Source organism: Streptomyces sp. NPDC048612 (assembly GCF_043199295.1).
In the GTDB taxonomy this organism is placed as follows: domain Bacteria; phylum Actinomycetota; class Actinomycetes; order Streptomycetales; family Streptomycetaceae; genus Streptomyces.
In genome coordinates this window covers 53,100-71,789 of record NZ_JBICVV010000014.1, presented here as the reverse complement: position 1 = coordinate 71,789, position 18,690 = coordinate 53,100, and the positions used below count along the sequence as shown (strand labels likewise).

15 protein-coding genes are annotated in these 18,690 nt (G+C 73.1%); 4 read left to right on the top strand and 11 right to left on the bottom strand.

The window, feature by feature from the left end; translation table 11 throughout:
- Positions 1-198 precede the first annotated feature (198 nt).
- Both ACGFN2_RS21775 and ACGFN2_RS21770 read right to left on the bottom strand, forming a co-directional pair.
- Entirely contained in the window at positions 199-2,496 is a 2,298-nt protein-coding gene (locus tag ACGFN2_RS21775) for a tetratricopeptide repeat protein (RefSeq protein WP_393362835.1), read from the bottom strand.
- Between the two features lie 77 nt (positions 2,497-2,573).
- Complete coding sequence (locus tag ACGFN2_RS21770) at positions 2,574-3,041, bottom strand: hypothetical protein (protein WP_393362832.1); 468 nt, start codon at positions 3,039-3,041, stop codon at positions 2,574-2,576.
- Positions 3,042-3,341: 300 nt separating this feature from the next.
- Here ACGFN2_RS21770 and ACGFN2_RS21765 point away from each other — a divergent pair, with 300 nt between their 5' ends.
- Together ACGFN2_RS21765 and ACGFN2_RS21760 are read left to right on the top strand one after the other, a co-directional pair.
- Positions 3,342-3,836 (top strand): IS5 family transposase, encoded by a 495-nt coding sequence (locus ACGFN2_RS21765; RefSeq protein WP_393362829.1) that lies wholly within the window; start codon positions 3,342-3,344, stop codon positions 3,834-3,836.
- A 232-nt stretch (positions 3,837-4,068) separates the two neighbouring features.
- Complete coding sequence (locus ACGFN2_RS21760) at positions 4,069-4,380, top strand: 4a-hydroxytetrahydrobiopterin dehydratase (RefSeq protein WP_393362826.1); 312 nt, start codon at positions 4,069-4,071, stop codon at positions 4,378-4,380.
- Between the two features lie 29 nt (positions 4,381-4,409).
- Here ACGFN2_RS21760 and ACGFN2_RS21755 read toward each other — a convergent pair whose 3' ends face one another.
- From ACGFN2_RS21755 to ACGFN2_RS21745, 3 genes are all read right to left on the bottom strand, one after another.
- Positions 4,410-5,354: a YihY/virulence factor BrkB family protein gene (locus ACGFN2_RS21755; RefSeq protein ID WP_362601131.1), complete on the bottom strand. Its 945-nt coding sequence runs from the start codon at positions 5,352-5,354 to the stop codon at positions 4,410-4,412.
- An 86-nt stretch (positions 5,355-5,440) separates the two neighbouring features.
- Positions 5,441-6,820, bottom strand: coding sequence for a deoxyribodipyrimidine photo-lyase (locus tag ACGFN2_RS21750; RefSeq protein ID WP_362601128.1), 1,380 nt, complete (start codon positions 6,818-6,820; stop codon positions 5,441-5,443).
- Positions 6,821-6,890: 70 nt separating this feature from the next.
- Positions 6,891-7,997, bottom strand: coding sequence for a DUF1266 domain-containing protein (locus ACGFN2_RS21745; RefSeq protein ID WP_393362821.1), 1,107 nt, complete (start codon positions 7,995-7,997; stop codon positions 6,891-6,893).
- Positions 7,998-8,099: 102 nt separating this feature from the next.
- Between ACGFN2_RS21745 and ACGFN2_RS21740 the strand changes: the two genes are divergently transcribed.
- Complete coding sequence (locus ACGFN2_RS21740) at positions 8,100-9,014, top strand: class I SAM-dependent methyltransferase (RefSeq protein WP_393362818.1); 915 nt, start codon at positions 8,100-8,102, stop codon at positions 9,012-9,014.
- A gap of 53 nt (positions 9,015-9,067) precedes the next feature.
- On the opposite strand, the gene ACGFN2_RS21735 is transcribed toward ACGFN2_RS21740, so the two are convergent.
- The 5 genes from ACGFN2_RS21735 to ACGFN2_RS21715 all read right to left on the bottom strand — a co-directional run bounded on the left by ACGFN2_RS21735 (position 9,068) and on the right by ACGFN2_RS21715 (position 15,062).
- On the bottom strand, positions 9,068-9,859 hold the full coding sequence (locus ACGFN2_RS21735; RefSeq protein ID WP_362601121.1) for a VOC family protein: 792 nt from the start codon (positions 9,857-9,859) through the stop codon (positions 9,068-9,070).
- 203 nt (positions 9,860-10,062) lie between these two features.
- Positions 10,063-10,896: an aldo/keto reductase gene (locus ACGFN2_RS21730; RefSeq protein WP_393362815.1), complete on the bottom strand. Its 834-nt coding sequence runs from the start codon at positions 10,894-10,896 to the stop codon at positions 10,063-10,065.
- Between the two features lie 41 nt (positions 10,897-10,937).
- Positions 10,938-12,008, bottom strand: a complete 1,071-nt coding sequence (locus ACGFN2_RS21725) for a hypothetical protein (protein WP_393362813.1) — start codon at positions 12,006-12,008, stop codon at positions 10,938-10,940.
- A 109-nt stretch (positions 12,009-12,117) separates the two neighbouring features.
- Positions 12,118-13,944 carry an AMP-binding protein gene (locus ACGFN2_RS21720; RefSeq protein ID WP_362601113.1) on the bottom strand — a complete coding sequence of 609 codons (1,827 nt, stop codon included), beginning with the start codon at positions 13,942-13,944 and terminating at the stop codon, positions 12,118-12,120.
- Between the two features lie 254 nt (positions 13,945-14,198).
- On the bottom strand, positions 14,199-15,062 hold the full coding sequence (locus ACGFN2_RS21715; protein WP_362601111.1) for a LysR substrate-binding domain-containing protein: 864 nt from the start codon (positions 15,060-15,062) through the stop codon (positions 14,199-14,201).
- A gap of 224 nt (positions 15,063-15,286) precedes the next feature.
- Between ACGFN2_RS21715 and ACGFN2_RS21710 the strand changes: the two genes are divergently transcribed.
- Positions 15,287-16,360 (top strand): bile acid:sodium symporter family protein, encoded by a 1,074-nt coding sequence (locus ACGFN2_RS21710; RefSeq protein ID WP_393362810.1) that lies wholly within the window; start codon positions 15,287-15,289, stop codon positions 16,358-16,360.
- 159 nt (positions 16,361-16,519) lie between these two features.
- On the opposite strand, the gene ACGFN2_RS21705 is transcribed toward ACGFN2_RS21710, so the two are convergent.
- Positions 16,520-18,469 carry an exo-alpha-sialidase gene (locus tag ACGFN2_RS21705; protein WP_393362807.1) on the bottom strand — a complete coding sequence of 650 codons (1,950 nt, stop codon included), beginning with the start codon at positions 18,467-18,469 and terminating at the stop codon, positions 16,520-16,522.
- Positions 18,470-18,690 lie beyond the last annotated feature (221 nt).

The following is an 18,690-nucleotide window of genomic DNA, read 5'->3' as shown; positions in this document are numbered from 1 at the left end:
ATTCGCGGTGACGGTAGGCGCTGGGCGCTGGCCCGGCCCTCCCGGCGCCGAGGCACCGCAGTCGTCACCAAAACGGCACGCTGCTTGTCACCCATGGCAGGACCGGCAGGATTGTTGTCACCGACCTCGCTGCTCCTGCCCGGTTCCTACCGGACACGGAAGCCTCCGCTCCCGGCTGACGCGCCCCTGAGGAGCGCTTCAGACATCCTCCCCGGCGGACCGCGACTGCCCGCGGGCGAGGGTGCGGCGCGTCACCAGGGTCTGGGGGTGCTCAGGGCCCAGGATGCGCGTCTGGTCGGCCAGGAGGTCGGTAAGCAGGACGACCGCCCGGCCCCGGTCGCCGACCGCGCCCTTCCAGCGGGCGAGGGTGTGGCGTGTCGCGAGGGTCTGCGGGTGTTCGGGGCCCAGGATGCCGGTCTGGTCGGCCAGGAGCTCGGTGAGCAGGAGGATCGCCCGGCCCGGATCGCCGGCCTCGGCCTTCCAGTAGGCGAAGGCATGCCGTGTGGCCAGTCGCAGCGGATCGAAGGCGGCGAGCAGATCCCCCTGTTCGGCGAGCAGTTCTTCCAACTCGCACGCCGCCCCGACCGGGTCTCCGGCCACACCCCGCCACCAGGCCAGGCCGTAGCGGGCGGACGGAGCGGGCGGCTCCCACTGGGGCAGCGCGCCCGGACTGCGGTCGGTCGCACCGCTGCTCGCCTCCAGGCGGACCGCCATCTGCCGGTCCGCGGCTCTGCGCGCGAAGCGGACGGTGCGGCGGAGCGAGAAGGACCGGGTCCGGTAGGTCAACGCGTCCAGACGGTCGGCCAGCAGGGCTTCGAAAGCCGCGACGGCCGCCGCCGGGTCTCCGCTCTCGCCCCGCGCCCGGGCCAGACCGTAACGCGTGGCGAACGTGCTCGGATGGGCCGTTCCCAGTACGTCCTCCTTGTCCGCCAGGAGCCGCTCGAAGGCCGCTGCCGCCCCTGCGGGGTCGCCGGCCTCCATCTGCCACCACGCGATGTCGTGACGGACGAAGAGTTGCTCGACGTCCTCGCCGCGCTCCGATCGTCCTGCTCCGACGGAGAGGCCGGCTAGGAGCCGCTCGAAGTGGTGCCGGGCCTCCGCGGCCTGTCCGGCCTCGCCCAGCCGCAGGCCGAGGCGGAAGTGGGAGGCGTCGATGCCCTCGGCCGCTGTCACGGGGATGTGGTCGGCCACCGCCTTGGCGTTGGCCTGCAGCGCCGCCATGAGCGTGTCGTCCCGCTCCTCGACCGGCCAGACGTATTCCAGGGCCTCCGCAGCCGTTTCGGCATCGAGCCGGACCAGCAGGCCGCCCAGCTCCCGCCCACCCGAACCGTCGTCTGCGCGCACGTTCCGCATGAGGGCTTCCCTGGTCGCCCGCTGCACGAGGTGATGGACGCGCACCGTTTCGTGGCGGGCGCCGGGCACGAAGTCGACGAGACTGAGCCGGTGGAGGCAGCGCAGCGCGTCCGCCGCCTCCTGCTCCGTGACGACCCTGGGCACCTTCTTCCGGTCCCCGCGTGTGAGGACCATTGCTCTACGGGTGATCGCCAGGCTGTTGAGTACCGGTGGTGCGGTGAGGACCTCGGTCGGGATTCCGTTGGGGTCCAGTACCGAGGCCAGCTCCAGCACGGGCCGGGCCAGCCCCTGTGGGCGCAGGGCGTTGGCACGCTCGATGGACAGGGACCACGTTGCGGCGATGATGTCGTGGTGGTCGTCGGGCAGGTTTCCGCGCTCCGGCACCACGTCGGCCAGCTCGCGGGTGCGGTCGGCCAGTCGGGTGCGGTACTCGGCACAGCTCAGGCCGAGATCGATCAGGTAGGTGACCGCCTGGGCCAGCGCCAGCGGCAGGTGTCCCAGGTCCTCGGCGAGGGCGGCGATCTGCGCGGGCTCGTCGTCACGCTGTGCCGAGGCGAGCTTGGCGGTGAGATAGTCGACGGACTCCCCGGCGGAGAACAGGCCGATGTCGATGCGTCGGCGCCCCGGCCCGCTCAGCGCGGCATCGCGTCGGCGTGTGGTGACCAGGGCGCGGCCGCGGCGCCGCGCGGGCGGCCACAGGCCGTGCAGAGCGCCGGGATCGCCGAGGTCGTCCAGGACGATGAGCCACCTCCTCTCGGTCGTCTGCAGCCAGGTCAGCAGTCGGCCGATCGCCTCCTCGGGATCCGAGGGGTCGGCGCCGGCGACTTGGGTGCCCGCTCGCGCGTATGCCGTGGTGATCGCTTCGCGGCTGCTCGCGTTGATCCACATGAGCAGGTCCACCTCGCCCGCTTCCCACGCCGTGCGGGCGTAGTGCGCGGCGAGTTGCGTCTTGCCGACCCCGCCCGTCCCGGAGAGCAGCCGGCACACGACGGCGGTTCCGCCCTCGGCGACTGCCCGGTCCAGGAGACCGGCGGCCTCCCGGTGCTGGAAGCAGTCGGCCCGGCCGGGGACGAGCCCGATCTGGCGCGGCCAGACTTCCGGTACCGGCGGCGCGTGGAACGTGACGGTTCCGGCGCTGCCCACGGCCAGCCCACCGTGCTGAGCGCTGATCGCCGTGTGCGCGTTGAGCGACGGTACGGCGGGACCGGGTGTGGCCGCGTCTACTCCACACCCGGCGGGGGAGGGTTTCCCATGTTCACCGTCCCGATGCGGACGGCGGCGACCGAGCCGTCACCCGCCCGGACGCTCATGTTCCCGCCGACAGCCAGGCCGTCGTCCCCTGCCGAGACGCCGCCGGCAGGACGGGCGAGTGAGGCCAGCGTCGTCAGCTGGTCGGCCACTTCCGCGCGCTCGTCCGCGTCCAGGCGTCCCAGCAAGTCTTCGAACCGGTCCCGCCACACGTCTTCGAGGCGGCTGCGCGCCCGCTCGGCGTCTTCGTCTTCGGCGCCGCTCAGTTCCGCCGCCGCACGGTCGGCTCTGGCGAGGACGAGCTCCGCGTCACCCCCGTTCTCCCGTCGGAGAATGCCGCCGAGCCGCGTCCGCACGCTTTCCCAGACGTCCGTGCCGGCGGCCGCGGCCACTGCGGTCCCCGCGCTTGCGGCCAGGGCCATCAGCGTTTCGTCGAGCACTGTGTCTCCCCCAAGGCAGTGCGTCCGTACGAGCGGTGACCCGCACGCGTCTGACAGGCAACCCAGCGTACGTTCACGGCCGTTCGATCGGAACGGCACCCGCGGCATCGCCGCGGAGCGGGAGGCAGCCGCCTCGGGGGCCGGAGAAGGCTGCCGGGGCGGCCGGCGACCTGCTGGTGTAGTGCACCACCAGGGAGGCGGCGTCTACTCCTCGGCTCCGGCCGCCCTGCCGTACGTGCTCGGGGCCGTGGCCGATCCGGCCATCGCTCCGGCCTGTGTGATCCGCGAAGGTCGGCCGCGGTGACAACAACGTGCCTTGGTGACAACTATCGTGCTTCGGCTCATGGCCGTGAATCCCGCCGTCATCTGGCCTGCGACGCTGTGGGCCGCCCGCTCGCCCTCACCGTAACCGGCGGGAACAGCAACGACTGCACGCAGTTCGCCGCCGTGATGGAGGCGATACGGGTGCCCCGCACCGGCCCGGGAAGACCCCGGACCCGGCCCGTCCACGTCCTGGGCGACAAGGGCTACAGCTCCAATGCCATCCGGACCTGGCTGCGGCGCCGGAACATCCCCGACACCATCCCCGAACGGGCCGACCAGATCCGCAACCGGCTCCGGCGGGGCAGCCGCGGCGAGCGCCCGTCGGCCTTCGACAAGCAGCTCTACAAGCGGCGCAACGCGGTCGAACGCTGTTTCAACCGCTTGAAGCCGTGGCGCGGCATCACCACCCGCTACGACAAGACCACCGAGTCCCACCAAGCCGCCGTCACCCTCGCATCGCTCCTGATGTGAGCGTGACATGTGAAGACACCGCCTAAGGGAAAGATGAGGGTCGTGGACGGGTGTGGTGGGCCGGTCGTCGGGGAGGGTGTGTGTGCCGGGCCGGCCTTGCGGGGGAAAGGGGTGTCGGCGTGTCAGGCTGGGGGCCGTGAGGGGCCGCGGCCGGCCGGCGGCGGTGTGCGGAGGGCGTACGTATCGGGAGCCGGCTCATCGGAGGGCCGGCGCACGGCGAGAGGCGGGCGTGATGAATGCTCAGGCGGAACCGCTCAGCGAGAAGGAGATCGAGGAGCGGCTCGCGGAGCTGCCGGGGTGGTCGGTCGAGGGTGAGCTGCTGCGCCGGGAGTACCTCTTCCACGGGCATCTCCCGGCCGTCGCCATGGTCGTCCATATCGCGCAGATCCAGGAGGAGCTGGGGCACCACACCGACCTCACCCTGGGCTACAACCGCATCGGCATCGCGGTGAACACCCACAGCGTCGGCGGCCGGATCACCCAGCTCGACTTCGGTCTCGCCCGGCGTATCGAGGACATCGCGCCGGGCCACGGGGTGCGCTGACCCGGCGGGGCGGGCCGCCGCCCACCGGCTCAGTTGCCGGTGCGGGGCCGCACCACCCGCCCCGCACGCGCCAGTTCCACGTTGAACTGGGCGCCGGACAGCAGCGACAGATGGGAGAACCACAGCCAGATCAGGAACACCACCGGCCCGGCGAGCGACCCGTAGAGCCGGTTGAAGGTGCCGACGTACGAGGCATAGAGCGCGAATCCGGCGGAGGAGATCAGCCAGAGGAGCACGGCCACCACACCGCCCGGGGCCGCCCTGCGCACCCCGCGGGAGCTGGGCGGGCCGGAACGGAACAGCACCATCGCCAGCACCGTGGCCAGAAGCAGCAGCAGCGGCCACTTCAGCAGGTTCCAGGTCGCCTCGCCGGCCTCCCCGAGACCCACCGCCCGGCCCAGCGCGGTCGCGATCGGCCCGCTCACCAGCAGTGCCACCGCGCTGCTGATCAGCAGTGCCATCAGCAGCAGCGCCGTACACAGGATGCGCGGCGCCTTGCGCCACGGCGGCCGGTCGTCCTTGGTGCGGTGCATGGCGTGCAGCGCACGGCGGAACACCGCCAGATAGCTGCAGGACGACCACAGCGCACTGACCAGGGCGCCGCCCAGCACCACCCACGCGGCCGTCTGCTGGTGCGCCATCCCGACCAGCGCCCGGTGGACGGCCGGGCCCGAGTCGGCCGGGGCGAGCGAACTGATCTGGTTGATCAGCTGTCCGGTGGCCGGCGGATCGGCGAGCCCGATCAGCGACACCGTGACGATCAGCGACGGCAGCAGCGCCAGCACCGAGTAGTACGTCAGGCTCGCCGCCCAGTCCGTCACATCGTCGTGCCACACCGACAGCGGCGTACGGCGCAGCGCGCTACGGCACTGGGCCAGGGTCGGCAGCGCGGCCGGCTGCCGCGGCCCGACCGCCCCGAGTGCCCGGTCCAGCTGTGCCCGGTCCAGCCCTCGGCGCATCCCGCTCCCGCCCATGTCGTATCCGTCCTCTCCGTCGGTCCGCCCTGCATCATCTCCCGGCCCGGATGCCGTCCACGACACACGGCCGGCCGGTGGCCCGCTCACGTCAGCCCGCGTGCCCGCCTGAACCGCGCCAGCCCGTCCGCCAGATCCACCACCGGCTCCGGGTAGTCGCAGGCCGCGCGCTCGGGCCCGGACAGCTTCCACGGCTGGTGCACCGCCGCGCCCGCGAGCCCCGCCAGCTCGGGCACCCAGCGCCGTACGTAGTCCCCCCGGGGGTCGAACCGCCGGGCCTGGACCAGCGGGTTCAGCACGCGGTTGGGCCGGGTGTCGGTGCCGGTGCCGGCCACCCACTGCCAGTTGAGCTGGTTGTTCGCCATGTCGCCGTCGACCAGCAGATCCAGGAAGTGCCGCGCGCCCACCCGCCAGTCCACATACAGCGTCTTGGTCAGAAAGCTCGCCACCAGCATCCGGGCGCGGTTGTGCAGCCAGCCCTCGTACAGCAGCTGCCGCATCCCGGCATCGACCACCGGATAGCCGGTACGGCCCTCCTTCCACGCCGTCACCTCCGCCTCGTCATGACGCCAGCGGTCGTCCCTGGCGCGGTAGTCGGCGCGCGCCGCGCCGGGGCGGGCCGCCAGCACCTGGTGGTGGAAGTCCCGCCAGGCCAGCTGCCGTACGAACGCCTCGGCGCCGGCGCCGCCCCGGCCGGCCGCCTTGTGCACCAGCTCCAGCGGGGAGAGGCACCCGAAGTGCAGATACGGCGACAGCCGCGAGGTGGCGTCGCCCGGCAGATCGTCCTGCCGGTCCTGGTACTCGGCCATCCCCGAGCGCTGCCAGGCCCCGAACCGGCGGCGCCCCGCCCGCTCGCCGCCCTCCGGCAGCCCGGGCGAGGGCGTGCCGTCCGGGCACAGGTCCGGCGCGGACGGCAGCTCCCCGGACCGCACCTCGGCGGGGACCCGTACGGAGCGCGGCGCGGGCAGCACCGACCGCCTCCCCGCGGCCTGCCAGCGCCGGAAATACGGGGTGAAGACCGCGAAGTGGTCCTTGTCCGGGCCGGTGGGCAGCACCGCGCCCGGCGCCAGCGCCGTGATCACCGCGTCATGCACCACCAGCGAACGCCCCGCTGCCGCCAGCTCCGCGGCCAGCCGCCGCTCCCTGCGCAGCGCGTAACCGCTCACCCCGGCCGCGAGATGCACCTCCCCGGCCCCGGCGTCCGCCGCCACCCGGCAGGTCTCGGCGACCACGTCCCCCGTACGGATGACCAGCCGACCGCCCCGTTCGCGCAGCCCCGCGTCGAGATCCGCCAGCGCGTCGGCCAGGAACGCCGCCCGGTTGGGCACCACGAACCCGGCGTCAGCGATCCCGGTGTCGACGACGAACAGCGGTACCACCTGGGGCGCGGCGCGCAGCGCGGCATGCAGCACCGGCTGGTCGTGCAGCCGCAGGTCGGAGCTGAACAGGCAGATCGCTACATCCATGCCCTACGTCTACACGAACCGGCGCGGGGCGAGGCGCCCGTAGTGGGCGTCCGCAGGGGGCGTCCGCCCGTCAGGCGAAGGGCAGTCCGCGCCACGGCGAGGCCGGGTCCTGGGTGAGGACGCGGTGGAGATGCACCGCCTCCGCGTACTGCGGCCCGAACCAGCCGTTGTCGAACGCCAGCATCCGGCCCAGGGCGTAGCCCGCGGCGAACTCCTCCCACGAGCCGTACACCTCCCTGGCCCGCGCGGCGGCCTGCTGCACGGCCTGTTCGGCCTGGTGCGGGGCGCACAGCCGGGCGCCCAGACCCCAGCGGACCAGGTTGACGGCGTGCGCGTGATCCAGCGCGACCAGGGACACCACCCGGCCGTCGGCGGGCAGCAGTCCGTCCGCGCGGAACCGCTCCTCGTAGCGGGTCACCAGCTCGGGGACGGCGGGGGCGTCCGCGGCGTCAGCCGGGCCCGCGGTCTCCTGGCCGTTCGTGTCCTTCGTGTCCTTCGCGGCCCCGGCATCCCCGGCCCGCGCCCGGGCGCGCAGCGCCGCCTCGGTCTCCGCCGGGACGAACTGACCGCCGAGCAGCTGGTCCAGGCGCTGCTGCCAGCCGGCCGGGTCGGTCACCGACCACTGGTCGCGCAGGGTCTGCGCGTCCGCGGCGTGGTCGAGGAAGGCCGTACCGAGCTCGTTCCACGGCACGCTGTGGTGCACCGCGATCGGCGCACCGCACGCCAGACCCTGCGCGACGGGGCCGTGCAGCGGACCGCCGTAGTGGGTGACGAGCAGGCCGCCGGGCCGTACGCCGCCCTGGGCGCGGTGCCGCAGCCAGCCGGCGCGGTGGGTCCGCGACGCGGGCAGATAGGCGGCGCACGGCGTGCCGGGGTTCACCGCCAGCCGCCACTTGTCGTTCGGCCAGTCCTCCGCCAGTTCTTCGACCGAGACACGGTCGAAGAACTGCTGCGGCTGCCACGGCGGCAGCATGCCGCGGGTCAGGACGGGAATGCATTTACCGCCCGCCGCCGGGTCGTCGTAGACGGGCAGCGGGTCCTGACCCTGCTGCGGTACCGCCAGATACAGGTCCTCACCGGCGATCGCCGCGACCTGACCCTCCCAGTCCCCACGCGCCGTTGCTTCGCACAGCCGCCGCTCAGTATCCGTCGGCGGCGCCCATCCCGGAGTAGCCACAGGCCAAGACCCTACGATCACCCCTTCCCGCGCGGGAACCTGGGGCTGCCGGCACGGCACCGACCAAGGCACGCGCACCACCCGTCACGGAGGCTCGACGGTATGACCGACCACGACCGGCCCGGCCGCGGGCACCACCATCCGCACGGCGGCGCTCACCCCGACTGGGAGGTGCTCGGCCCGCACCTTGAGCGGGGCGCCGAGCTGTACCTGCCGCTCTACGAACAGGCCGTGTCCTGGCTGTGCGAGCGGCCTGGCGGCGCGGCCGGCGGTCTCGTTCCCGGCGGGGTGCTGCGGGTGCTCGACATCGGCAGCGGCCCCGGCGTCGTCAGCTGTCTGCTGGCCCGTGCCTTCCCGAACGCCGAGGTGGTCGCGGTGGACGCGACCGGGGCACTCCTGGAGCGGGCCCGCGACCGGGCCGACCGCCTCGGCCTCGGCGACCGGGTCCACACCCACCTCGCCGAGGTCCCCGACGGACTCGACGCCCTCGGCGGCGCCGCCCTCATCTGGTCGGGCAGGGCGCTGCACCACGTCGGGGACCAGCGTGCCGCGGTCGCCGCCCTGGCCGGTCATCTGCGGCCCGGCGGACTGCTCGCCGTCGCCGAGGGCGGCCTCCCCGCGCGCTATCTGCCGCGCGACCCCGGCATCGGCCGCCCGGGGCTGCAGTCCCGGCTCGACGCGGCCGGCGAGGAATGGTTCACGCAGATGCGCGCGGCGCTGCCCGACGCCGCCGACGAGGCCGAGGACTGGCCGGCCTTCCTCGCCGACGCCGGTCTGCGCGCGCCGTGTTCCCGCAGCTTCCTGCTGGATCTGCCGGCCCCGCTGGGCGCCGCGGCCCGCGCCCATGCCGTGGCCACGCTGGCCCTGGCCCGCGACATGTACGGCGAGCGCCTCGACGAGGACGACCGCGGGACGCTCGCCCGCCTCACGGACCCCGAGGACGCCGCCGGTGTGACCCGTCGCCCCGACGCCTTCGTTCTCGCGGCGCGGACGGTGCACACGGCGCGGGCGCAGTAGCCCACGGCCCGGCTCCGGCCGCGCCCGGGTGCCACCGGTCCGCTGTGCCCGGGTCAGCCCTGGTTCATCGGCTTGGGGTTGATCACGGCGAAGGTCGCGCCCTGCGGGTCGCGCACCACGGCCATCCGGCCGGCGACCATGTCGAAGGGCCGCTGAAGTGCCGCGCCACCGGCCGCCGTCACCTTGTCGACGGTCTCATCGGTGTCCGCCACCGAGAAGTACGCGAGCCAGTGTGACGGGGTGTCGGCCGGCATCTGCTCGGACATCGGCTGCATGCCGCCCACCGGACGGTTCTGCACCGTCAGGGAGTAGTAGTTGTCGGCGCCTTCCATGGGGGCGCTCTCGATGCCGAGGGCGGTCTTGTAGAACGCGGCGGCGGCGGACGGGTCGGTGGTGTTGAGCTCGTTCCAGATCAGTGCGCCGTGTTCGTTGACGATGCCGGCGCCGGGGAAGTCCCCGGGCTGCCAGATGCCGAACACCGCTCCGGTCGGGTCGGCAGCGATACCCATCCGGCCGAGCGTCATCACGTCCATGACGGGCAGCAGGACCGTGCCCTCGGCTCCCCGTACCGCCTCGGCGGTGGCGTCCGCGTCGGCGGCGGCCAGGTAGGTGGTCCACACGGTCGGCGGGGCGGGCTGGCCGCCCATCGGGACCGCGGCCATGATGCCGGCCACCGGCTTGCCGTTGAGTTCACAGACCGCGTAGCCGCCGGTGTCCGGGGGCCCGATCTCGCCGGTCCACCCGAAGACCTGGGAGTAGAAGTCGATGGCCGCTTGCTGGTCCGGGGCCGCGAGGTCGATCCAGCAGGGCGTCCCGGGCTGGTAGGGAGCTGTGACGTCGGGCATCAAGGCCTCCTCGATGGGGCACCTCCGCCACCCTTGCGGGCACGGCGGAGGAGCGGAACGCGGAGGGGTACCGGCCCCGGTCGGCACGCCTCGGGGACCACCCCACACTCACCCTCCACCCTCACCGCCGTCCGCCGAGCCCGCCACTCGGGTACCGCGCGGCGCCGCCCGTACGAGCGGGCGGCGCCGGAACGGAACGCGGATCAGGCCACGTCGAAGGTGGCCGGGTCCGGGCCGAGGCGGTTGCCGGATTCCAGGCCGGCGAGCGCGGTGAGGTCCGCGTCGTCCAGCTCGAAGTCGAAGACGTCGATGTTCTCGGATATGCGCGAGGGGGTGACGGACTTCGGGATGACGACATTGCCGAGCTGGAGGTGCCAGCGCAGCACGACCTGAGCGGGCGTCTTGCCGTGCTTGGCGGCGAGCTCGGCGATCACCGGGTCCGCCAGCAGGCCCTTGCCCTGGCCCAGCGGCGACCAGGCCTCGGTCACGATGTTGTGCCGGGCGTGGAAGGCGCGCGCGGCGGCCTGCTGGAACTGCGGGTGCAGCTCGATCTGGTTGACGGCCGGGACGATGGAGGTCTCGCCCAGCAGCCGCTCCAGGTGCTCGGGGTAGAAGTTCGACACGCCGATGGCCTTGGCGCGGCCGTCCGCCTGGATCTTCTCCAGAGCCTTGTACGTCTCCAGGTAGGTGTCCCGGGCCGGCAGCGGCCAGTGGATCAGATACAGGTCCACGTACTCCAGGCCGAGCTTGGTGAGGGAGGTGTCGAAGGCGCGCAGCGTCGCGTCGTAGCCCTGGTCGGAGTTCCAGAGCTTGGTCGTGACGAACAGTTCGTCACGGTCGATACCGGAGGCGGCGAGCGCCTTGCCGGTGCCTTCCTCGTTGCCGTAGATGGCCGCGGTGTCGATGCTGCGGTACCCGGCGTCCAGGGCGTGGCCGACGGCGGTGGTCGCCTGGTCGTCCTCGACCTGCCAGACGCCGTAGCCGAGCTGCGGCATCGCGACGCCGTTGTTGAGCGTGATGGACGGAACCTTGCTCACGGGAGAATCGATCCTTACGTCGGCTTTCGTCTTCAGGGATGTCAACGATCATCCGCGGTCGCGCATTCCCGGACAGCCGGACGGAATGCACGGGACGCGGGGTGTTCCCGGGCGGCCGCGAAGACCGGGGCGGGGCGGCGGCCCGGGACGCCGGGGGCGGAGCGGGGAACGGCGGTGAGTTCGCAGAGCGCGAACGACCCGGCGCACAGCACCACCAGTCCGGCGCACAGCTCCAGGGCGCCGACCAGACCCGGCAGTCCCTCGGGGACCGCGGAGGCGCCGCGGACGAGCCCGTCGGTCACCGCCTGCCCGAGCCACAGACAGCCCCCGCAGGCGAACGCCGAGGCACTGCCGCACCACGCCAGGGCCAGCGCCGTACGGACCCGGACCCGGGGCAGCAGCCCCGGCAGGACCAGCAGCACCAGTCCGGCGGCGCCGGCGAGCGACAGCAGCCCCGCGGCCCAGTGCGACGCGTGGGTGAGGACGGTACGGGCGGCCACGTCCGCCGCCGTGACCCCCAGGGCCGAACCCGCGCCCCACAGCACCTGCACGGCGCCCAGCACCGTGAGCAGCGCCGCGGCCGGCAGGAGGAAGATCCGCTGCATCGCCCGGGTGCCGGTGTCCGGCAGCGCGCCCAGCGGCCGCCGCAGCAGGCCGCCCCAGCGCTGGTGTGCGTACAGCGCGAAGGCGCCGAACAGGGTCACCGCCTCGACGGTGAAGCCGCCGTAGACGACGCCGTAGACCCACGGGGCGAGCCAGTCGCCGGCCGCGACCGGGTGGGGGACGCCGGTGACCAGCGCGGTGACGCTGCCGCCGGCGAGCCCCGTCAGCAGCGGGATGAGCAGTCCGGACGCCATCCACAACGGGAACGTCAGCAGCCAGGCCGGGGCGCGGCGGCCGGCCGGGCGGGTCAGGGTCTGGGCCACCACGGCGGCGACGGCGTCCAGGAGGAACGTGAAGACATTGGCCGCGATCCAGGTGGTGCGGCCGACGCGGGAGGTGTCGACGACGCCGATGTCGAAGCCCAGCACCCACAGCAGCTTGAGCGCGAGATACGGCACACAGGCGACGACCGCGAGCCGGCCGAGGAGAGTGAGACGACGGGAATCCATACCAGGAGCCTCGTCGGGACCGGCGCCGACGGCCTCCGTCCGACGGACGATCCCGCTCCGCCGGACGGGGGAGCGCCGCGGCGCCGCCCGGCACCCACGGCCCGGTCCGTCACGTCCGGTACAGCGCGTCCACCTCGACCGTGTAGGCCGTCTCGATCGCCTTGCGCTTGAGCTTCAACGACGGCGTCAGCAGCCCGTGTTCCTCGCTGAACTGGTTGGCCAGTATCCGGAACGTACGGATCGACTCGGCCTGGGAGACCAGCGTGTTGGCGGCGACGACCGCACGCCGGATCTCCGTCTCCAGGTCCGGGTCGCGCACCAGGTCGGTGGGCGGCAGCTCCGGCTTGTCGCGCATGGCCAGCCAGTGGGTGACCGCCTCCGGGTCCAGCGTCACCAGCGCGGCGATGAACGGCCGGTCGTTGCCGACGACGATGCACTGGGCGACCAGCGGATGCGCCCGTACCCGCTCCTCCAGGCCCACCGGCGAGACGGTCTTGCCGCCGGAGGTCACCAGGACCTCCTTCTTGCGGCCGGTGATCGTCAGATAGCCGTCCTCGTCCAGCGCGCCCAGGTCACCGGTGGCGAACCAGCCGTCGTGCAGCACGGCATCGGTCGCCTTGGTGTCGTTGTGGTAGCCGTGGAAGACCTGACCGCCGTACAGCCAGACCTCGCCGTCCTCCGCGATGTGCACGGTGGTGCCCGGTACGGGGGTGCCGACGGTGCCGAAGCGGGTCCGCTCCGGCGGGTTGGCCGTGGCGGCCGCGGTGCTCTCCGTCAGGCCGTAGCCCTCGAAGATCCGCACGCCGGCGCCGGCGAAGAACAGCCCGAGCCGGCGTTCCATCGCCGAGCCGCCCGACATCGCGTGCCGCACCCGGCCGCCCATCGCCGCCCGGACCTTGCTGTAGACGACCTTCTCGAAGAACTGGTGCTGCATCCGCAGCGAGGCGCTGGGTCCGGAGCCGGTCCCGAAGGCCTTGTTCTCCTGTGCCTCGGCATAACGGACCGCGATCTCGACGGCCTTGTCGAACGGCCCCACCTTGCCGTCCGCCTCCGCCCGGCGCCGGGCCGCGGCGAAGACCTTCTCGAAGATGTACGGCACGGCCAGGATGAACGTGGGCTGGAACGTCTGGAGGTCGGGCAGGAGCGCTCGGGCCGCCAGCTCGGGCTGGTGGCCGAGCTTGACCCGGCCCCGGATCGCCGCGACCTGGACCATCCGCCCGAAGACATGGGCCAGCGGCAGGAAGAGCAGCGTGGCCGCCTCGTCGCCCGGCTTCGAGTGGAAGACCGCCTCGTAGCGCAGCACGATGTTGTCGGCCTCGGCCATGAAGTTGGCGTGCGTGATCAGACAGCCCTTGGGGCGGCCGGTGGTGCCGGAGGTGTAGATGATCGTCGCCGTGGCGTCCGGGGTGACCGCCATCCGGTGGCGGTGCACCACGTCGTCGTCGATGTGCGCACCGGCCGCGGTCAGTTCGGCCACCGGGTCGGCGTCCAGCTGCCACAGCTTGCGCAGCTGCGGAAGCCGGTCGATCACCGAGCCGACGGTCATCGCATGGTCCTCGTGCTCGACCAGGCACGCGGAGACGCCCGCGTTGTGCAGCATCCAGAAGACCTGCTCCGCCGACGAGGTCGGATACAGCGGCACGGACTGGACGCCGATGGACCACAGCGCGAAGTCGAAGAGGGTCCACTCGTAGCGCGTGCGCGACATGATGCCGACGCGGTCGCCGAACCGGACACCCTGGGCGAGCAGGCCCTTGGCCAGGGCGAGGACCTCGTCTCTGAACTGTCCGGAGGTGACGTTCTGCCAGTTCCCCGCGTCGTCCTTACGCGCCAGTGCGACGCGGTCGGGGTCGGTTTCGGCGTGCTCGTAGACGGCATCCGCCAGCCCGCCGACCCGGGGCGCGGTCGCCAAAGGCGGGACGGTGAACTCGCGCAATGACCCAGCTCCTCGTGGTGTTGCTCACAAGGCCGCGACCGTACCCCACCGTGACGGCATCCGGCAGGGCCGTACCACGTGGCGAACGCGGCCGCACAGGAACTGGCCAACAGGAGAAAACGGGTGACTCGGGAGAAGCGGGGGCAGGCGCCAGCTGGTTCAACGCCGGACGATCACGGCGCCGGGACCATATCTGCACCAAATCTCTGCACGTGACAGCGAGCCGGCCGATCCGTCCCGCGCCCTGCCGCCGGTCAGGGCAGCTGCAGGCGGTCGCCGCCCGCGAGGATCGCGTCCGCCAGGGCCACCGCCGGGCCCCGCGCCGCGCGGTCGCGCTGTCCGTACAGGAGAACGAAATCCACGCCGCCCAGTTCCGGAAGTCCAGCACGTGGCTGAATCTGAACCAGACCTGGCGGGATCATGCCCTTCGTGTGGGCCATTACGCCCAGGCTCGCCCGAGTTGCGGCAATCAGCCCGTTGAGACTTCCGCTGGTGCAGGCGATCCGCCACTCCCGCCCCGCGCGCTCCAGCGCCTCCAGCGCCCGGGCCCGGGTCAGCGCGGGCGGCGGGTAGACGACCAGTGGTACCGGGCGCTGCGGATCGAGGCGCAGCCGCTCGGCCCCCACCCACACCAGCCGGTCGCGCCAGACCAGCCGTCCGCGTGAGTCCTCCGGGCGCCTTTTGGCCAGCACGAGATCCAGCCGGCCGGCCGCCAGCAACTCGTGCAGCGTCCCCGACAGCTCGACGGTCAGCTCCAGGTCGACCTCGGGGTGGTCCCGTCGGAACTCCTCCAGGACCTCCGGCAGCCGGGTCAGCACGAAGTCCTCGGAGGCGCCGAAGCGGAGCCTGCCGCGCAGCCGGGTGCCCGCGAAGAAGCTCGTGGCGCGCTCGTTCGCCTCCAGGATCGTGCGGGCGAAGCCGAGCATCGCCTCGCCGTCCTCGGTCAGCGCCGCGCCATGGGTGTCCCGGGCGAACAGCCGGCGCCCGGCGGCCTCCTCCAGCTTCCGTACGTGCTGGCTCACCGTGGACTGCCGCAGTCCGAGCCGGTGCGCGGCCTGGGTGAAGCTCAGCGTCTGAGCCACGGCGAGGAAGGTGCGCAACTGGGCGGGGTCGAACACGGGCTCTCCGTTCTTGGCCGCGCCGCCGGCCGTCTCCCCGGGCCGGGCGTCAGGAAGCCTGTCGCGGGGCGCTCATCGTGCGGTGCGCGTCGGCCGGGGCTCATCGTGCGATGCGATAACAGTGACCACGGTAAGCGGGGTTCCCGATCGGCGCAGGTCACGGCAGGCTGGGGGAATCCGTTCAGGCCCCGTGCCGCGAGCCGCCGTACGACCGAAGAGAGACCATGCGCCGCCCGCCCCTGCCCCGTTCCCTGTCCCGGCTGCCCGTCGACGGCTACATCCTGGCGCTGGTGGGCACCGTCGCGCTCGCCGCGCTGTTGCCCGCCCGCGGCGTGGCCGCCACCGCCGCCGAGGGGGCCTCCACCGGAGCCGTCGCGCTGCTCTTCTTCCTCTACGGCGCCCGGCTCTCCACCCGTGAGGCGCTGGACGGCCTGCGCCACTGGCGGCTCCATCTCACCGTCCTGGCCTGCACCTTCCTCGTCTTCCCGGTGCTCGGCCTGGCCGCCCGCGTCCTGGTACCGCAGATCCTGCCGCCCGCCCTCTACACCGGACTGCTGTTCCTGTGCCTGGTGCCGTCCACGGTCCAGTCCTCGATCGCCTTCACCTCCGTCGCCCGGGGCAATGTCGCGGCGGCGATCTGTGCCGGCTCGTTCTCCAGCCTCGTCGGTATCGTCGTCACCCCGCTGCTGGCGGGCCTGGTCCTGCACGGGGACGGCGGGGGCTTCTCCGCCGGGTCACTGGTCTCGATCGTCTGTCAGCTGCTGCTGCCGTTCCTCGCCGGGCAGTTGCTGCGCCGCTGGGTCGGGAACTGGCTCACCCGGCACAAGAAGGCCCTCGGCTACGTGGACCGTGGCTCGATCCTGCTGGTCGTCTACGCCGCCTTCAGCGCCGGCATGGTCCAGGGCATCTGGCACCAGGTCTCCGCGCTGCGGCTGCTGTGCCTGCTGGGGGTGGAGGCCGTGCTGCTCGCGGTGATGCTGTCCGCCACCTGGTACGGCTCGCGCAAACTCGGCTTCCGGCGGGCGGACCGGATCGCGATCACCTTCGCCGGCTCCAAGAAGAGCCTGGCGTCCGGCCTGCCGATGGCCAGTGTCCTCTTCGGCGCGCAGGCCGGGCTCGCGGCGCTGCCGCTGATGCTGTTCCACCAGCTGCAGTTGATGGTCTGCGCGGTCCTCGCCAAGCGCTTCGCGGCCTCCGCGGCCCCGGAGCCGGCGGCGGAGGGCACCGCTGCGGGAACTGCCGGGCTGGGGGAGGCCGCGGGGGAGGCGGACGCGGTGGCGGGCGGGCAGCGGCGTTAGCGGAGTCTCGCGGTTCGGCCGGCACGTTCCCGTTCCGTACGGGGGAGTTGCGGGCAGCCCGGCCTGGGCCGTGGACTGACCATCCCGTCCGCAAGACGCCCCCGGCTCGCCCGGACGTGCACGGGCCGGGCGGGCCGAGGGCGTCGTCCGCCGGGCCGGTCAGTTCCTGGCGCCCCCGCGCACCCGGTCCAGCGACAGCCCCAGGACCAGCGGGCCGTTCACCGGGGCGTTGTCGGTGCGTACGCGGGACAGTTCGGCGTCGGTCAGCGCCCGCCGGTAGACGCGTACCTCGTCCAGTGCGCCGGTGAACTGGGCGCGGCTGTCCGGCTTCTGGCCGAGGTGGACGCCGAAGACCGAGCCACGGCTGGCCGACCCCGGGACGTCGGGGGCCACGGTGGTCTCGCCCCCGTCCACCGTGAGCAGCAGCCGGCCGCCACTACGGCGCAGCGCGAGATGGTGCCAACCACCGTCGTTGTGGGCGGCGTTGGTCACCGCCTGGGCGGTGGCGGCCGGCCGGGCGCCGTCGACGGCCGTGCGGCGGGCCACGATCCGGTGGCGGGCGGGGTCGCCCGCGATCGAGATCTGCGGGGACCGGGTGCCCACCCCGCCCATCCACAGCAGTGGCTGTTCGCCGGTGGTGGCCTCCGAGCGGAACCACAGGCTGCAGGTGAAGTCGTCGCCGCCCAGGGGGAGCGAGCCGCGGAAGGGGAGGCGGACCGCATCGTCGGCGCCGTCGAAGGACAGGGCCGGCCCGAAGCGGCCGTCGGTGCCGCGGGCGCCGCCCAGGACGAGCGCGGGCCGGGCGCCGGGAGCGGTGTCGCGGGTCGTCGGGTCCGGGGCGCGCCGCGGACCGAGCCAGTCCTCGGTGAAGCGGGCGAAGCGGATCTCGTCCCGGGCGTCGGCCGCGCCGCCCTCGTACATCAGGCCGGTGACCTCACGGGAGACCGCGACCAGGTCGGAGTAGCCGGACCAGTCGGTGGTGACGCGGGCGCCCCGGTCGACGCCCTCCCAGGTGCGGCCCTCGTCGTAGGAGGAGCGGAGGGTCATGGTCCGGCGCCGGTCGGGGTCGGCGGGCGCCGCGAACAGCGTGCGGCCGGTGCGCGAGCCCGGCAGACGCAGCGCCGAGCCCTGCACCATCGGGGTGTAGAGGCCGGGGAGGGCGCGGAACGGAGCGGTGAAGGAGCCGCCGCCGTCGCGGCTGACCGCCGCGGTGCGGTGGCCCAGGTCGGTGCCGTCCTGTTCGCGGCCGTTGACGTAGACCGAGCCGTCGGAGCGTTCCAGGAGGGTCATCTCCGAGGGCTTTTGACGGAACGTCCCTTCGGAGGCGACCGGCCAGCTGTCCAGCGCGCCGATCTTCCAGGTGGTGCCGCCGTCGTCGCTGTGGACCAGCGCGGCGTGGTTGGCGGTGACCCGGCCCTCCGCGTAGCTCTCGGCGTTCATGCTGAACAGCAGCCGGCCCGCGTGCCGTCCGCGGGTGAGCTGGATGCCGTGCACCGGACCGGTGGCGTACCAGGAGTTCCACTGCGGGGGGCGGATGCTTGCGGTCAGGTCCCGGGGCGGGGACCAGGTCGTGCCGTCGTCGTCGCTGTACTGGAGGTGCGGGGTGCGGTCACAGGGGACGTCGCAGTTGAGGCCGTCGGTGCGGCCCTTGTTGTACGTCTCGGCGAGGACGATCCGGCCGGTACGGCGGTCCACGACGGGCGCCGGATTGCCGTGGGTGTCGCCGCCGCCGCGGTTGACGACCTGGAGCGGGCCCCAGGTCCGGCCGCCGTCGGCGGAGCGCTTGAGGACGAGGTCGATATCGCCCGCGTCGCCGCAGTCGTGCCGCCGGCCCTCGGCGAACGCGAGCAGGGTGCCGTGGGTGGACCGTACGACGGCCGGTATACGGAAGCAGTGGTAGCCCTGCTCCTGGGACGCCTTGAAGAGGACCTGCTGCTCGAATCCGCCTACGGGGGCGGAGGTTCCCGGCGCATCGTGCGGCGCGGCCTGGGTGGGGGCGGTCGGCAGGAGGGCGAGGGCGGTGGCGGTCAGCGCGGCGAGCAGGGCCACGGCGCGGCGGCGCCGGGGTCTGCCGCGGGGGCTGGGGTGTGCGCGGAGAACTGACGTCATGGTCCGGCCTGCCCTTCGAGGCATCGGCGTCGGGTCATCAGGACATCCCACGTCCTATGTGCATCGCGACGGAAGCTACTGCCGTGCGCGGACCGCGACAAGGAGCGTGCGCCGGTTCTCCGTGCCGCACCCGGAATTCACTCTCCCGGCCCGCAGGAACTGCGCCGGGTGCGGCAGATGCGGCGGATGCGCCGCCGGGGCCGGGCGGGCCGGATGTGCTG

Bases quoted from the DNA above. Each gene is read 5' to 3' on its own strand.
- ACGFN2_RS21760 (WP_393362826.1), top strand. From the start codon at position 4,069: ATGAATGCTCAGGCGGAACCGCTCAGCGAGAAGGAGATCGAGGAGCGG.
- ACGFN2_RS21755 (WP_362601131.1), bottom strand. From the start codon at position 5,354: ATGGGCGGGAGCGGGATGCGCCGAGGGCTGGACCGGGCACAGCTGGAC.
- ACGFN2_RS21750 (WP_362601128.1), bottom strand. From the start codon at position 6,820: ATGGATGTAGCGATCTGCCTGTTCAGCTCCGACCTGCGGCTGCACGAC.
- ACGFN2_RS21740 (WP_393362818.1), top strand. From the start codon at position 8,100: ATGACCGACCACGACCGGCCCGGCCGCGGGCACCACCATCCGCACGGC.
- ACGFN2_RS21735 (WP_362601121.1), bottom strand. From the start codon at position 9,859: ATGCCCGACGTCACAGCTCCCTACCAGCCCGGGACGCCCTGCTGGATC.
- ACGFN2_RS21725 (WP_393362813.1), bottom strand. From the start codon at position 12,008: ATGGATTCCCGTCGTCTCACTCTCCTCGGCCGGCTCGCGGTCGTCGCC.
- ACGFN2_RS21710 (WP_393362810.1), top strand. From the start codon at position 15,287: ATGCGCCGCCCGCCCCTGCCCCGTTCCCTGTCCCGGCTGCCCGTCGAC.
- ACGFN2_RS21705 (WP_393362807.1), bottom strand. From the start codon at position 18,469: ATGACGTCAGTTCTCCGCGCACACCCCAGCCCCCGCGGCAGACCCCGG.